Genomic DNA, 15706 nt, shown 5'->3' with positions numbered 1-15706 from the left:
CCCCCGGGCGCTTTTTTCTATTTCTAGACTTATATAAATGAATTTTAGGATAACCATAAAGTAGAGAATAAATAAAAAATCTAACTTCAAAATGAAGTTAGATTTTTTATTTAATGTCATTAATCTTGAGCAGCTAATTTACGTTTTTGTTCTTCTGTAATTAAAGCTTCAACAACTGGCTCTAATTTACCTTCCATAACGCGGTCTAACTGTTGGATAGTGAATCCAATACGGTGGTCAGTGACACGGTTTTGTGGATAGTTGTAAGTACGGATTTTTTCTGAACGTTCACCTGTTCCGATTTTAGAACGACGTTCTTCACCTTCAGCCTCTAAACGCTCTTGTAAGATTGAATCATAGATACGAGCTTTTAATACTTTTAAGGCATTGGCTTTATTTTCGTGTTGTGATTTTCCGTCCTGACATGATACAACGATTCCAGTTGGAACGTGAGTTAAACGTACCGCTGATTTAGTTGTATTTACTGACTGTCCTCCAGGTCCTGATGAACAGAAAGTATCAACACGGATATCATTCATACTTACTTCGATATCTACATCTTCAGCCTCTGGCATAACTAAAACAGTTGCTGTTGATGTGTGGATACGTCCTTGAGATTCAGTGGCAGGGACACGCTGTACACGGTGTGCTCCTGATTCATATTTCATGTGAGAGTATACACTTTCACCCGAGATCATGAACTCAACTTGTGACATCCCTCCAGATTCAGAGTAGTCCACGTTCATGACTTGAATTTTCCATCCTTTTACCTCAGCATATTTTGTATACATACGGTATAAGTCTGATGCGAAGATATTTGCTTCATCTCCACCCGCAGCTCCACGGATCTCAACGATTACGTTTTTCTCATCGTTTGGATCTTTAGGAATTAATAAGATTTCTAAACGCTCTTCTAATTCTGGAAGGCGTGGTTTTAACTCTTCTAATTCCATTTCAGCCATTTCACTAATTTCTGGATCAGAGTCTTTTGCCATTTCTTTTAAATCTTCAATTGAAGCTGCAATTTCTTTATATTCAGTATACACATTAACTGTCTCTTCAAGACCACGTTGTTCTTTTGATAATTCAGTTAATTTTTTAATATCAGTAACGATTGCAGGATCAGCCATCATTTCGTTAATTTTTTCATAACGCTCTAAGATTGCCTCTAAACGTTCAAACATAGTCGAATCCTCCTCTAATTGTTCATTCCTAATTATAATATAAGTCAAACGTATCGTCAAAATGTGTTTTATGTAAAACGCATCTTAAACTTAGATGTTTTTTACTAAACGTCTGGGATGTGAGCTGACTCTGGAACATTAACCAGATTTTCGAATCGGCTGATTTCTTTTCTAAAGGCTAACTTAACTGTCCCGACAGCCCCACTACGGTGCTTCGCGAAAATAACTTCAACGATATTATCGTTTAATTCCGGATCCTTTTTATAGTAATCTTCACGATATAAGAAAGTAACGATATCCGCATCCTGCTCGATACTTCCCGATTCACGTAAATCTGACATCATTGGTCGCTTATCTTCACGATTTTCAACCTGACGTGATAACTGTGATAAAGCAATAACCGGGATTTTCAACTCACGTGCCATCTCTTTTAACATACGTGAAATTTCAGAGACTTCTTGTTGACGATTCCCACCGTTAGCCTTGCTACCAGAAAGTAACTGTAAGTAGTCGATCATTACTAATCCAAGACCTTTTTGTTGATGAAGTTGTCGACATTTTGCTCGTAATTCTCCAACACGAATACCAGGTGTATCATCGATATAAATGCCTAGATTACTTAATACATCGGTGGCAATTTTCAATGAACGCCAATCCGCCCCTTCTAAATTCCCAGTTTTTAAACGATGCGCTTCAATTCGTCCTTCGGCACTAACTAAACGGGATACGAGCTGATCGGCCCCCATCTCTAAGCTGAAAATGGCAACATTCACATGATTTAGCTTGGCCACGTTTTGCGCAATATTTAAGGCAAATGCGGTTTTCCCCATCGCAGGACGGGCAGCAACGATAATTAAGTCGTTATTTTGAAGACCCGAAGTCATATTATCAAGTGCGGTAAATCCAGTTGTTAATCCAGTTACTTCACCTGTTGATTGAGATAAACGCTCAACGTTTTTAATAAAGTCAATGATGACATTATCGATTTGTTTAAAATCAGACCCTTGATTTAATCGAGCTAAGCCTGAGAATTGTTGCTCAGCCGTATCAATTAAATCTTGAGTTGATGTCTCTGGATCATATCCTTGCTCAATTAGACTTTGAGCACGATTAATGATTAAACGTGAAATTGATTTTTCTAAAACAATCTCGACATAATGCTCTGTATGTGCTGTCGTTGCGACACTTTCGTAAATCGTTAAGATGTACTCCACACCACCAATTTCAGCAATACGTTTATGATCTTGAAGATACGCTGTAACTGTTGTCACATCGACCCCAATATTTTGGTCCAATAGGATCAGCATCGTTTCATAAATAATGCGATGACGATGATGATAAAAATCATCTGGCTGTAATTTGAGTTTGACATCCTCACACACCTTTTCATCGAGCAACATGGCCCCAAGAATAGCTTGTTCAGCATCGGTGCTATGAGGCATCTGACGATTTGGCGATTCTAACATGGGATACCCAACTTTCTAACGTTAATCTATCATAACCTCTTATTTTTCTTTGATTTGAACTGAAATAGTTGCGACTACTTCTGGATGTAAATGAATTGGAACACGTGCCATTCCTAATCCACGGATTGGTTCTTCTAAATCCATTTTACGTTTATCTAATTTGATTCCGAATTGTTTTTGGAACTCTTCAGCAATTGCTTTTGTGCTAACTGAACCAAACACACGCCCGTTATCTCCTGATTTTACTTTAACAATCACTGTTTTTTGTTCTAAATCAGCTTTTAACTTTTTGGCTTCTTCTAAGCGTAACTCGGCTTGTTTTTCTTCTTCCGCTTGTTGAGCTTTTAATTTATTCATATTTCCTGGCGTTGCATCCATCGCTTTATTTTGTTTAATTAAGAAGTTCGCAAAACCATTTGGAAAATCTTTAACTTCACCTTTTTTACCTTTACCTTTAACATCTTCTAACATAATTACTTTCATTTAGACTCACCACTTTCTTCTAACTCTTTAACAATAACTTCTTTTAATTGTAAAACAGCATCTTGTGTACTGCTACTACGCATTTGTGTTGCTGCATTATTTAAATGCCCACCACCACCCAGTTGTTCCATTAACACTTGAACATTCACATCACCTAGTGAACGAGCACTAATTCCAATGTACTGCTCATCAATACGTGAGATTACGAATGAAGCCTTAATATTTTGAACATTTAACAACTCGTCGGCTGTTTGAGCAATTTGAACTTTTTCAAGCACCATCTCATCATCTGCACAAGCAATAATAAACTCATCTTTAAAGATTTCTGCTCGTTCAATGAGATGTGCCTTACTATAATAATTCTCAAGCGGCGTTCGGAGCAATTGCTGAACTAACTTCTCTTCCGCTCCTTTTTGTTTTAAAATAGCGGCCGTTTCATACGTTCGTCGTCCCGTATGATACGAGAATCGACGCGTATCAACAATAATTCCCGCTAACATAATCGAAGCTTCTAATGGCGTCATTTTAATTTTCTGTGAATAGTAATCGAACATATCCACAACTAATTCGACCGTTGATGAGGCATAAGGCTCCGCAAACGAAAGCACCGAATCAATCACATCAACGCCTCGTCGATGATGATCAAAGACAGCGACTTTCTTAGCACGCGGTAAAAGTGCTGGCTCTATCACCATTTTTGGATCCTGCGTATCCGCAACTACTAGTAACGTATTTTTGGTCATTAATTCAATCGCTGCTTCACTTGAAATGAAATACTTTTTCAACTTTTCATCTTTTAAAATTTCATCAACAAAATTTTTAGCTGTTTTATCTAGCTCCTCCTGCTTTAAAACAATGTAAGCTTCTTTCTTTGAAGCAATTCCCATTCGTAATAATCCGATACTGGCTCCAATCGCATCCACATCCGGATAACGATGTCCCATAATAATGACACGTTCACTATCACGAACTAAACGCTCATAAGCTTGTGCATTCACACGCGCACGAACACGATTACGTTTCTCAACTGGATTTGTTTTTCCACCGTAGAATAAAAACTTATCATCACTTGCGATTTTAATCGCTACTTGATCCCCCCCACGGCTTAGTGCTAAATCTAACATATAATTCGCACGTTGTCCAAGTTCAGAAAAACTATCGTATCCAGTTGCTAACCCGATACTAATCGTTAACATAATATCTTTTTCTTTAGCTGCTTCGCGAACCTTATCAATAATCGTAAATTTCGTCTCGCGAAGTTGCTGTAACACCTCGTACGGCATCATTAAAACAAAACGGTCACTAGCTGTCGTCCGAATATAGATTTTATGCTGATCAGCCCACTGCATAATAATCGAAATGATTTTTCCATAGAATTCACTTTTTTCTTGTTCATTTAAATTATGAAAGACCTCGTCATAATTATCCATCACAAGAACTCCAACAACCGGCTGTTCATTGACATATTTTCGTGATAACTCTGTATACTCTGTATAATCTGTAAAATACATCAATCGTTCATCTTTCATATGTAACACTTGATACGTCTGTTGATTAACAGTTATCTTAAATGATTCCTCATCACCAAGCGATCGATTATAGAGTTGTTCACTTAAATCCTTTAACACTTTATCATGTAAATCTTGATTAAAAACCCGCTTTAAATACGCATTAAACCAAACAATTTCATAAGCTTCATCATAAAGTAAAATCCCCATCGGTAATTGATTAAACGCCGTTTCCCCTGCATGCTTGACACGATATGAAATGGATTCAATCTTCTTTAGCGTATCGGCTTTATAGTGAAAATAAGCATTCACACGATAGATAGCATCTCCTACAAAATATAAGAAGATGATTAGAGAGATCACATCAGATTGATAATAAGCATAAATTCCAGTCACTACTAAAGAAACAATAGAAATCACCAGATATCCAAGATGATCTTGATATTCTTCTAACCATTTCCTAATCTTTTTCACCATTACCACCTACCTTTCATTATGATTTTTTAACAGCAAATCGCTCACGGTAATCGAACAACGCATCCATCACCCCGAGCACTGAAATAAACATTGAGAAGCTAGACATTAACGCAAAAATAATAATAAAAGTTCCAAATCCTCTCTTATTACAAGATCTAAAATAAGACATTGCCACCACAATCCCCTGTAATAAGAATAACGTGTTTAAAAGCATAATGACATTCATTAATACAACATTTAATGCATGATTTGGAATAAATACAATCGCCACTTGACTAATTAACAAAGTCACTGCTAATTTCGCACCTAATTGGAAACGGTGAATACTTCCACGTCTAGTAACTTCATAATTCATACGTTTAAGAACGCTAGTTGCAACCGTATCACTTAAAAACGCTGAAGCTAATCCCATTAAAATAAGAATCGTTGGTAATAACGTCGTCATCATTGTACTAACCATATTTTGAACTGGCAACAGCATCTCAGCGCTATTCGCTGGTAAAAAAGCTGACATAGATTCAAGCATCCCATTCATTTCATCCGCCATTTGTGCCATGGATTCTTGGAGATTTAATCCTGTAACCACATAAGTTAAAATCGGAAACGAAATGACTGATACAATTGCTGCATTTAAAAGACGTTGCCAATACGGCCATTTCTTTATAATCCCAATACCAATCAGAGCACCCATCAACCCATAATTCAAGGTTGTAACTAGTCCATAAACTGAGCCAAATAAAAATGTTCCAATAAAGCACCCAATCAATAACCATAACACATCTCGAACTCGATTTGTCGTGACTGAATAAACAATGAGTGGAATAGGTAATAAAATCGACATGATTGTCGGCAAAACTCCAATATTATATAAAACAAAAAAGACCATATAAACGGCTAGCATAATTGCCGCGTTAACAAGCGACTTCGTCTTCATCTAAAAGCCCCCCTTCATAAATGCCAATTAACGTCTCTATTATACCACAATTTGAGCTGAATATATATTCACTTATATAGGGGCACAGCCACATTTTCATTTTAAATGGACGTCTATAAAAATTTTTATCTTTTTCTAACAACTATTCCTTTTGCTCATTCAAAAAAGATTCATCTGAATAAACTATTATTGAAATGAGGGTTCAATAAACAAATCTTCATTTCACCTGTTAGATTCTAAACTAAAAATCAAATCCTTCATCACCATATAAATCCAAACCAACATACACAATCAAATCTAACAGTTTCTTGATCAGACCATTAACTAATCCCACAATAATATAACAAATCCTCCATCTTATTGTTTTCTGTCATCATTCCTTTATCACATAACTTATTTCATAAAACATCATCAAATTAACATTCCTCCATTCATAACTTCATCATCACTCATTTATCTCATCTATCACCTTTAACATTCATACGTTTGATCAAGACATCTGAATATTTGAAACTTAATACACTCTTCTTATTATAGCCCATTCACTGCTACACTAAACAACACACCTTCCGAGCAAAATGAACTTCACTCATCATTATAACACCACACTACTTGTTTACGTCAGCTTTTAACCACTACTCATTCACACAATCCAGCCACACCTATACTAATACATCAACCTTTAAACTAATACCACCATCCACTATCACAATACATTTATACTCATCCTTCCCCCACACTCCATACATTCAAACGACAATCCCTACTAACTAGCCAATTTTATATCCACCACATCTTATACTAAAAAATAAACTTATCTCTAATAGTACATTTAGCTACATCCTTACTTCAAACTTGTAAATTCAAACCATATTTCATGCCAATTAACTAGTTTTACATCCACCACAATTATCCCAAAACAAAATCCCTTTCTAACCATATACTCATACACATACCTACTACATCATCCGTATATTCAAACCACATTTTGTACTAACCCACCAGTTTTACATACAGCACACTTACACTAAAAAACATATTCATTTTTACCTCAAAATTCACACATTCAAACTAAATATCCTCCTAATCACTCAGTTTTAAACACATCACATCTAAAACAAAATCCCCAAAAGCATTCAGTACATTTAAAGCATAGGATTTCTAATATAATCATGACTCACTCCAACCAAAAACACAGTCCTTATCATAACAGTATAAAACCACACTTGTACTCACTCTTACCATTCACTATGAAACATGATAAAACTATAGCCTAGTATATAAAGCAAAAACACATTAAGGATCGAACTAATAATTGTACATTTAATCTATTAAAAACTCTTCTAACATTTATCATACACTCACTCTCCTCATCCAACTAATCCGCAGAATCTTCATTCCTTAAACTCATCTATCTGTTGAAACACTGTATCCTCATTATCATTACAATCACTCTATTAACATTGCAAATCTCTATCATCATCTTAGCAACCATTACATCTACACACTTACTTATCACTCATCCTCACCATTTAATTACTAGCATTCAAATTAATTAATATAGCTCTGTATTCGGTACAATCTCATCACAATCTAACTTCAAATATTCAGATTTATTAAATTATTTATCTCTGAATTCTTCATTTAACTTCAACCTCCAATACCATTTAAAAAGATAAAATTCTCCTATTTATCTTCTAACCTCAACTAGTGATCATCATCTCATCCTCAATACCGAGATAAATAACGATTCATTTAAATTATACGATCCACTTTTATAACAAAAGAGGACCTCTTTCAGGTCCTCTTTCCTATTTTAACGTTAAAATTAACTTCACTTCTTGTTCTTCCTCACCTGTCGATAAATATTTAAATCCTATACTCTCATATAAATACTCCGCTACCGTAAGTCGTCACTAAAGAAGTTACATTCTACTGCTTTTTTTACCCATAAAATAAAACTTCCTTACCCTATCTATTTCCTTGATAGGCCTCATCGATGATAATTTCCCCAAATTTTAAATTTCCTTATAAAAAACACTTAATTTTTTTAGGTATAGGTATATAATTAGAAGTGTAGTTATTTCATTATAATGTTTTATGAGGAGTGAAGAAGATGGAAAAAAACAATTCTTATAACCCATTTCGTTTATTAAGTGATGCCCACTTAACAGAAGACATGAGTTGCTGTACAGATACTTACTTATTAGATCGCTCAACAATGAAAGTTGAACCATGTGAAGTAATTGCTAATGCTGAGCAAGCAAAAGAAGAAGAAAAATAATTAACAAGAACAGGACACTCATCCTGTTCTTTTTTTATCCACCTTATAGAATTGTAGAAAGAATCATAAACACCTAGCGTAAGCTTTATAGCAAGCTATCTCAGCATTGAAATGTACACCCCAATGAATAGCTGACTGTCAAAATCAAGACATTTATATCGTATGTACATCCTAATTTACAGCTGACTGTCTTTTCGCTCCTAACAAAAAGGAATATTTTCGAGCTCTCTCAATTACTAAGCATATAACATCTTTTTTCATCATAAATTACAATATGAATCATTATCATAAGAGTAGTAATAGTTAAATCCTAACTACCAAACTATAAATAGTGTCACTTTTATCATCACCTACAGTATCCACATTAACTTCTTGGGCCAAAGGAGTAAAAGAACTATTACGCATATCTTTAAATTTAGTTTATTCCTAAAATATCGCTTCGACTCTCACCTCAGATAAAAAAGATAGCTCATCAAAGCCATTAAAGATGGCTAGATGAGCGACAAAAAAACCACCTTCTATTGAAGGTGGCGTTAAAACTTGAATATTTTTAATAATTGGGCCCTGATGCAAATATCTCTGTTGCGAGATTCGCCAGAAGAAACGAATGTTTCTTTTACATCGTCTGACGAATAATAAAGGTTAGCTTATGTTTTATAAAAAAATGGCGCGAAAGTCCGCGCCACTCTGTAAACAATGTGTTATTACTATTCAGCAGAGAATGGTAATAATGCCATGTGACGAGCACGTTTAATAGCAACTGTTAATTCACGTTGGTATTTAGCGCTTGTTCCTGTTACACGACGAGGTAAGATTTTTCCACGATCAGATACGAAACGTTTTAATAAATCTACATCTTTGTAGTCGATTTTCGTAATTTTGTTTGTAGTGAAATAGCAAACTTTACGACGACGACGTCCTCCACGACGGAATTGAGCCATGATAGTTCCTCCTAACATCTTTTAAAATTATTTTTTTATATGTTATTTAAAAATTAAAATGGTAAATCATCATCAGAAATATTAATAGTTGAGCTGAAATCTGGCTCATTATTAAATGATTGCGATGGATTTCCGAAGCCTTGATCCATACTTGGTGCTCCTCCGAAAGGATTTCCACCAAAGCCATTTGATGCTGGCGCTTGTTGTTGGAATGATGGCGTACCACCGTATCCACCTCCAAAGCCTCCACCAAAGTCTTGCGATGGTTGAGCTCCAAAGTTTCCTCGATCAGCAGATGCAGAGCGTGGTTCTAAGAACTGTACGCTATCGCACACCACATCTGTTGTATAACGCATTGATCCATCCTGAGCCTGATAGCTACCTGTTTCAATACGTCCTTCCACTCCAATAAGAGATCCTTTACGTAAAAACTTCGCCATATTCTCAGCTTGGCCGCGCCATGCAACACAGTTAATGAAATCTGCTTGGCGTTCTCCATTTTGACTAGTGAAAGTGCGATTAACCGCAATACTGAATCGCAAGTTTGCGATCCCATTAGTTGTATACTTTAGTTCTGGATCACGAGTTAATCGCCCTACTAAAACAACGCGATTAATCATTTATACCACCCTCACTTAGTACATTAAAATCTTATTCTTCTTCTTTGATAGCGATGTAACGGATAACATCTTCGCTGATTCCAGCTAAACGATCGAATTCGTTTTTAGCTTCGATTGAAGAGTTAACTGTCATTACTACGTAGTAACCTTTTGTGAAATCTTCGATAGCGTATGCTAAATCACGCATACCCCACTCTTTAGTTTCAACGATTTCCGCACCCATGTTAGTGAACATGTTTTGGAAGTTAGCGATTACTGCTTTGCGTCCTTCTTCTTCTAAGTTAGGACGAACGATGTACATAATTTCGTATTTTCTCATTATATTGCACCTCCTCTTGGTCTAGACGGCCCATATGCGGGCAAGGAGTAATAGTCTTATTACTCACAGTCATATATTATAGCACAGGTATATCTACTATAGCAAGTTAAAAAAAAGATGTTATAATTTAATAATACATCCACTTTTTAAAATTAAATCGGCACGCCAAGTAGCGTGCCGATTTTTTGATTCACCACTAGAATCTAGTTGTAGGTATCATGACAAGTTTTAGTAGCTACCTAATGACGAATCATATATAGTATGATTTAATTAACCAAAATTTATTCAATTTAAATGAATTTTTTTATACATTGAAACGGAATAACATAACATCTCCATCTTGAACGATGTATTGTTTTCCTTCTAAACGATAACGTCCCGCTTCACGAGCTGCTTGCTCTGAACCGTATTTTACTAAATCATCGTAAGAAACAGTTTCCGCGCGGATAAATCCACGTTCGAAATCACTATGAATGATTCCTGCACATTGAGGAGCTGTCATTCCTTTAATGAATGTCCAAGCGCGAACCTCTTGCACCCCAGCTGTGAAGTAAGTTGCTAATCCTAATAAATCATAAGCTTCGCGAATTAATTGATCTAATCCACTTTCTTTGATTCCTAATTCTTCTAAGAATGCCGCTTTTTCTTCATCTTCTAATTGAGAGATTTCTTCTTCGATACGTGCACATACTTTAATGACTTTTGCACCTTCACGATCAGCATACTCTTGTAATGCTTTCACGTATTCATTATCTTCTCCAGCCATTAAGTCATCTTCACCAACGTTAGCCACATATAAAATTGGTTTTAACGTTAATAATTGTAAATGTTTAATGGCTTGGATATCATCTTCATCTAATTCTAAAGCACGAGCAGGTAATTCTTGATCGAATCCAGCTTTTACTTTTTCTAAAACAGCTTGCTCAGCTTTAGCAGCTTTATCTCCTGATTTTGCTTGTTTTGCTAAACGTCCTAAACGACGATCGACTTGCTCCATATCCGCTAAAATTAACTCTAAGTTAATAACTTCAACGTCACGAATTGGATCAACTGAACCTTCAACGTGAATGATGTTTCCATCTTCGAAACAACGAACCACTTGAGTGATCGCATCTACTTCACGAATGTTAGCTAAGAATTTGTTTCCTAACCCTTCTCCATTACTTGCCCCACGCACTAATCCAGCGATATCTGTAAATTCAAAAGTTGTTGGAACAGTCTTTTTAGGACTAACTAATTCTGTTAATTTATTTAAACGCTCATCCGGAACTTCAACCACACCTACGTTTGGGTCGATTGTCGCGAATGGATAATTAGCTGCTTCAATTCCAGCTTGAGTAATTGCATTGAATAAAGTTGATTTCCCGACGTTTGGTAAACCAACGATTCCAGCTGTTAATGCCAATGTCTTCACGTCCTTTTTATCGTATAATATCGTTACTATTTTACACTATTTTTATCACTTTAGCAAAACGAACTCACATTCTGACATCTTTTTCTCTTAAACTTCATATAATGATTATAAATCAAGTGAAAGGATGTGGACACATGACACAAATTAATTTCTCAGTCAAAGGCTTAATTGTACGGAATCATGAATTTTTAGCCCTCCATAAAGTCAGTTCGCGCTGTGAATACTTTGATCTTCCAGGAGGAAAAATGAAACAAAATGAAAGTGCCGAAGAAACGTTGCGTCGAGAAATATTAGAAGAAACCTCCCTCTTAGTCAGACCCATCCGATTACTACATCAATGGGACTTTATAAACGATGATTACCTTATTATGGGCGTCATTTACTTATGTGAAATTCTCGAAGGTGAGATTAAGCTATCTAACGAGCACGACTACTATGAATGGTTACCCTTAAATGAAGATTCTATTCCATTATTAACGCCATCATTAGCACAGTCCATCTCTCATTTAAATTTTGAAAAAATCTAAAAACTCCCAAACGATGTCGGGAGTTTTTTTAGATAGCGCCTTTAATTAAAATAAATTAAAATACCAATTTAACAACGATGAACCATAAAATAAACAAAGATAAGACGCAATCGCAATAAAAGGTCCGAAGCCCAGTGGCTTCGTCTTATCTTCCATAAACATTAACATATAAATTAAAGCAAAAACTGCTGCTAAAAATAATGATAGGAATGTGCTAGAAATCCCTAAGACAAATCCAATAACAGCGTATAACTTAATATCTCCACCACCAAGCGCCTCTTTCCTAAACAGAAATTGTCCCAATAAACCAACAGCATATAACGTCAGAAAACCAACGCCCCCTCCTATTAAACCTGATACTAAATCATACTGTGGATAAATAATATAAAGGATAAGAAGCACCGCACTGAAAAATAGAAGCACTTTGTCTAAAATCAACTGATAATAAATGTCCGATACGGTGATGATGATGAGCATCGATAAAAACGCCCACGCCACATAACTTTCACCCGTAGTGAATCCTTCAAAACCATAGAACCAAACAGGAAACACAAATAAAAGTCCAGCAAAAATCTCCGATAATAAATAAATCGGCTTAATCTTCATGCCACAGGAACGACATTTCCCACCTTGTAACACATAAGAAAGCACTGGCATTAATTCATAAAATGTGAGTTCATGACAACACCCTGGGCAGCGGGAGCGATCACTCACCCAATTCTCTCCAATCGGCATCCGATATCCAACCACGTGATAAAAAGAACCTAAAGTAGATCCGAGAAAAAAAATTAATATATATATTATTAACATTTGACACTCTCCTCTCTGTATATCTTCATATACGCTATCTAACATTAATTTCATTTTTAATTGATTCCTATATTTAATTTTTTTACCTCTTTTTGTAAATATTATTTAAATTTGTGGATAAACTAAATCTCGAGGTGAAGTTATGAGATTATGTGAGATGTTATCCACTTTTTTTAGATCTAAATATACGCGTGTGACCACGATTATTTGTGTTGAACTGGTCGCAATTCTTTGTTTAACAGTTTATCAATATTTCAAGTATTTGCCTGCTCCAGACATTAATGTAAATACAGCGATTACGTTTTATGATGCGGATGGTGAAGTCTTTTTAGAGAAGACGTATCCGAAAGATCAACACTGGGTTAGCCTAAATGAGATTTCTCCGTATGTGATTAATGGTTTCATTGCAACTGAGGATCGGAACTTTTATGACCATTTCGGATTCGACCCGCTTCGAATAGCCAAAGCTTTGGTAACCAATATCACGTCAGGAACCCGTTCACAAGGTGCATCAACGATTACTCAACAATACGCTCGTAACCTTTATTTAAGCTTTGAAAAAACATGGTCTCGTAAAATTAAGGAAGCTTTTTATACGCTTCGGCTTGAGTTAAGTTACGATAAAGACACGATTTTAGAAGGTTATTTAAACACCATTAACTTTGGCCACGGGAATTATGGCATTGAAGATGCTTCACTTTATTACTTTGGAAAGCATGCCAGTGAGCTCACATTGGCTGAAGCCTCCGTTTTAGTTGGAATTCCAAAAGGACCTAGCTACTACTCCCCAATTAGTCATCCTGAAAATTCAGCCAAACGTCAAAAAATCGTCTTAAATTCGATGCTGGCCGAAAATTATATTAATCAAGAAGAATATGATGAGGCCATGAATACTGAAACAGTCGTCATCGGTGAATACCCAGAAGACATTGATTACGATGCGCCATACTACGTAGATGCGGTGTTAACCGAAGTGGACAAACTCTTAGTTGGTCAAACAAGCTCTTACCGTAACTTAAATATTTACACCACATTAGACCGTGATATTCAAACCTATGTGAACGAAGCCATTCAAGAGAATGTGACAGATCAAGAGGTTCAAACTGCCGTTATTGTCATCGAACCTTCCACCGGGTACGTTAAAGCTCTGAGTGGAGGTAATGATTATGAGACCTCTCAGTATAATCGAGCCCTTTATAGTGAACGTCAGATTGGTTCCTTAATGAAACCTTTCCTTTACTATGAGGCTTTAGAATATGGATTCAATCCATCCACCACCTTTATGAATGAGCCGACTACCTTCCCTTATAATGATGGAAAAGATACTTATACCCCAAATAATTATTCCAATGCTTATGCGTATTCTAACATTCCGATGGCCAATGCACTTGCCGTTTCAGATAATATTTATGCGGTTAAAACTCATACCTTTTTAGGGCTCAATGTTCTTCCCGAAACAACGAAACGTTTTGGAATTACAGCTGATATTCCTGAACTTCCATCGGCTGCACTTGGAGTCGAGCCGGTCAACATTATGGAAATGGCAGAGGCTTACAGTGTTTTTGCTAATAATGGGAAGTCTGTTGAACGAAAATTTATTACACAAATTACAGATGATCGTGGATTTTTAGTTTATTCCGATAAACCAACGGAAGGTGAGCAAATCTTAGATCCAACCAAGACCTATGTGATGAATGAAATGATGACAGGAATGTTTAATATGCAACAAAATAATCACCTTTCAGTCACAGGACTCTCCATTATTCCAAATTTAACCCATCAATACGCTGGAAAAAGTGGATCAACTAACACTGATTCATGGATGATTGGTTATACCCCAGAAATTGTAACAACGGTTTGGACCGGTTACGATCAAGGCCGGACACTAGATGGTGTTGAGGTCAATCGTTATGCTAAAAATATATGGTCACAAGTCATGGAAAACTCACTCAAAGAATCAGGGTCACAGTGGTTTGAAACTCCTAAAGATGTCGTTGCGGTTAAAGTTGATCCAACGACCGGTTATTTAGCTTCAGAGAACTGTCAGAAAAAGGTCACACTCTATTATGAAACAACTAATGTTCCAAGCACCGCTTGTATCGGACACCACCATGAAAGTGCCCTTGTGGATCATGAAGAATTGAGTAATGACTAATAGATATAAATCTTCAAGATAGACAAAAAGAAGCACCTTGAACAAGGATGCCTCTAACCTTCTAGATATCTTTCACATTTTAGAATCAAGCTTAGTTATTAAAAGAATTCAATACGACGACATCCTATAGTCCAGATAAAATTTTTTACAATGTAAAAAATTTATCTGGACTTATATATTTTGAAGATTTTTTATTCTTCTGAACTACTTTTATTAGTAGTTCCCTCTTAAATAAACACCTTTTTCTAATTGCTTTAATGCGTCTTCGATTCCCCCTTTATCTGATTTTGAAACCTCACTTAAGTGAAATAACTTCTCCGTTACGTTCTAAGATTAATGGGTTCACCATTCGTGATTTCAGTTTTCTTTTAATCGTGTAGTTAGTTTCATCTTCGATTAGCTTGGCATTAGGGTGAAGCTTTTCTAATTGTTTGATAATACCTTCTTCTAATGCTCGTTTTAATAATTACAATAAATTGGAATTCTAATTACTGTGATTAATACCAACAATAATCCCTCTACGTTGACAATTCCGTATAATAACTTTTGATTTTTATCATTTTAATGTCATTCACTAACAATCT

The 15706-nt window shown here is 35.8% G+C and carries 13 protein-coding genes; 3 read left to right on the top strand and 10 right to left on the bottom strand.

Annotated elements, in window-relative coordinates; translation table 11 throughout:
* Window positions 1-119: 119 nt before the first annotated feature.
* The 5 genes from prfA to NEH75_RS04685 all read right to left on the bottom strand — a co-directional run bounded on the left by prfA (window position 120) and on the right by NEH75_RS04685 (window position 6052).
* Window positions 120-1184 carry a peptide chain release factor 1 gene (prfA, locus tag NEH75_RS04705; protein WP_055305540.1) on the bottom strand — a complete coding sequence of 355 codons (1065 nt, stop codon included), beginning with the start codon at window positions 1182-1184 and terminating at the stop codon, window positions 120-122.
* Window positions 1185-1288: 104 nt separating this feature from the next.
* Window positions 1289-2650, bottom strand: coding sequence for a replicative DNA helicase (gene dnaB, locus NEH75_RS04700; RefSeq protein ID WP_055242773.1), 1362 nt, complete (start codon window positions 2648-2650; stop codon window positions 1289-1291).
* A 39-nt stretch (window positions 2651-2689) separates the two neighbouring features.
* Window positions 2690-3133 (bottom strand): 50S ribosomal protein L9, encoded by a 444-nt coding sequence (rplI, locus tag NEH75_RS04695; protein WP_055242771.1) that lies wholly within the window; start codon window positions 3131-3133, stop codon window positions 2690-2692.
* The gene (locus NEH75_RS04690) at window positions 3130-5115 is read right to left on the bottom strand and encodes a DHH family phosphoesterase (RefSeq protein WP_055305539.1); all 1986 of its coding nucleotides are present in this window, start codon (window positions 5113-5115) and stop codon (window positions 3130-3132) included. The genes rplI and NEH75_RS04690 overlap by 4 nt, the downstream gene beginning before the upstream one ends.
* A gap of 19 nt (window positions 5116-5134) precedes the next feature.
* Entirely contained in the window at window positions 5135-6052 is a 918-nt protein-coding gene (locus NEH75_RS04685; RefSeq protein WP_055305538.1) for a DUF2232 domain-containing protein, read from the bottom strand.
* 2116 nt (window positions 6053-8168) lie between these two features.
* On the opposite strand from NEH75_RS04685, the gene NEH75_RS04680 reads away from it, so the two are divergent.
* Window positions 8169-8336 (top strand): hypothetical protein, encoded by a 168-nt coding sequence (locus NEH75_RS04680; protein WP_172676274.1) that lies wholly within the window; start codon window positions 8169-8171, stop codon window positions 8334-8336.
* Window positions 8337-9043: 707 nt separating this feature from the next.
* Here NEH75_RS04680 and rpsR read toward each other — a convergent pair.
* The 4 genes from rpsR to ychF form a co-directional block, all read right to left on the bottom strand.
* Window positions 9044-9277 carry a 30S ribosomal protein S18 gene (gene rpsR / locus NEH75_RS04675; RefSeq protein ID WP_006784586.1) on the bottom strand — a complete coding sequence of 78 codons (234 nt, stop codon included), beginning with the start codon at window positions 9275-9277 and terminating at the stop codon, window positions 9044-9046.
* Window positions 9278-9330: 53 nt separating this feature from the next.
* Complete coding sequence (locus NEH75_RS04670) at window positions 9331-9897, bottom strand: single-stranded DNA-binding protein (protein WP_055243504.1); 567 nt, start codon at window positions 9895-9897, stop codon at window positions 9331-9333.
* Window positions 9898-9928: 31 nt separating this feature from the next.
* On the bottom strand, window positions 9929-10216 hold the full coding sequence (rpsF, locus tag NEH75_RS04665) for a 30S ribosomal protein S6 (protein WP_055243505.1): 288 nt from the start codon (window positions 10214-10216) through the stop codon (window positions 9929-9931).
* Window positions 10217-10520: 304 nt separating this feature from the next.
* A complete protein-coding gene (gene ychF / locus NEH75_RS04660) occupies window positions 10521-11621 on the bottom strand; it encodes a redox-regulated ATPase YchF (RefSeq protein WP_055243506.1) in 1101 nt (366 codons plus the stop codon).
* A gap of 143 nt (window positions 11622-11764) precedes the next feature.
* Here ychF and NEH75_RS04655 point away from each other — a divergent pair, with 143 nt between their 5' ends.
* A complete protein-coding gene (locus NEH75_RS04655; RefSeq protein ID WP_055305537.1) occupies window positions 11765-12157 on the top strand; it encodes an NUDIX hydrolase in 393 nt (130 codons plus the stop codon).
* A gap of 45 nt (window positions 12158-12202) precedes the next feature.
* Here the strand turns inward: NEH75_RS04655 and NEH75_RS04650 are convergent, their stop codons facing one another.
* Window positions 12203-12967, bottom strand: coding sequence for a prepilin peptidase (locus tag NEH75_RS04650; protein ID WP_070099795.1), 765 nt, complete (start codon window positions 12965-12967; stop codon window positions 12203-12205).
* A gap of 142 nt (window positions 12968-13109) precedes the next feature.
* Here NEH75_RS04650 and NEH75_RS04645 point away from each other — a divergent pair, with 142 nt between their 5' ends.
* Entirely contained in the window at window positions 13110-15122 is a 2013-nt protein-coding gene (locus NEH75_RS04645) for a transglycosylase domain-containing protein (protein ID WP_055305536.1), read from the top strand.
* The last annotated feature ends 584 nt before the right edge of the window (window positions 15123-15706 follow it).

This window comes from Turicibacter sp. T129 (assembly GCF_025594975.1).
GTDB lineage: Bacteria > Bacillota_I > Bacilli_A > MOL361 > Turicibacteraceae > Turicibacter > Turicibacter bilis.
Note: the sequence above shows the minus strand (reverse complement) of the source record. Positions and strands in the feature narration are given on the sequence as shown.

Excerpts from the sequence above, each read along its gene's own strand:
- prfA (WP_055305540.1), bottom strand. The coding sequence starts at position 1,184 with ATGTTTGAACGTTTAGAGGCAATCTTAGAGCGTTATGAAAAAATTAAC.
- dnaB (WP_055242773.1), bottom strand. The coding sequence starts at position 2,650 with ATGTTAGAATCGCCAAATCGTCAGATGCCTCATAGCACCGATGCTGAA.
- rplI (WP_055242771.1), bottom strand. The coding sequence starts at position 3,133 with ATGAAAGTAATTATGTTAGAAGATGTTAAAGGTAAAGGTAAAAAAGGT.
- NEH75_RS04685 (WP_055305538.1), bottom strand. The coding sequence starts at position 6,052 with ATGAAGACGAAGTCGCTTGTTAACGCGGCAATTATGCTAGCCGTTTAT.
- NEH75_RS04680 (WP_172676274.1), top strand. The coding sequence starts at position 8,169 with ATGGAAAAAAACAATTCTTATAACCCATTTCGTTTATTAAGTGATGCC.
- rpsR (WP_006784586.1), bottom strand. The coding sequence starts at position 9,277 with ATGGCTCAATTCCGTCGTGGAGGACGTCGTCGTCGTAAAGTTTGCTAT.
- NEH75_RS04670 (WP_055243504.1), bottom strand. The coding sequence starts at position 9,897 with ATGATTAATCGCGTTGTTTTAGTAGGGCGATTAACTCGTGATCCAGAA.
- rpsF (WP_055243505.1), bottom strand. The coding sequence starts at position 10,216 with ATGAGAAAATACGAAATTATGTACATCGTTCGTCCTAACTTAGAAGAA.
- NEH75_RS04655 (WP_055305537.1), top strand. The coding sequence starts at position 11,765 with ATGACACAAATTAATTTCTCAGTCAAAGGCTTAATTGTACGGAATCAT.
- NEH75_RS04650 (WP_070099795.1), bottom strand. The coding sequence starts at position 12,967 with ATGTTAATAATATATATATTAATTTTTTTTCTCGGATCTACTTTAGGT.
- NEH75_RS04645 (WP_055305536.1), top strand. The coding sequence starts at position 13,110 with ATGAGATTATGTGAGATGTTATCCACTTTTTTTAGATCTAAATATACG.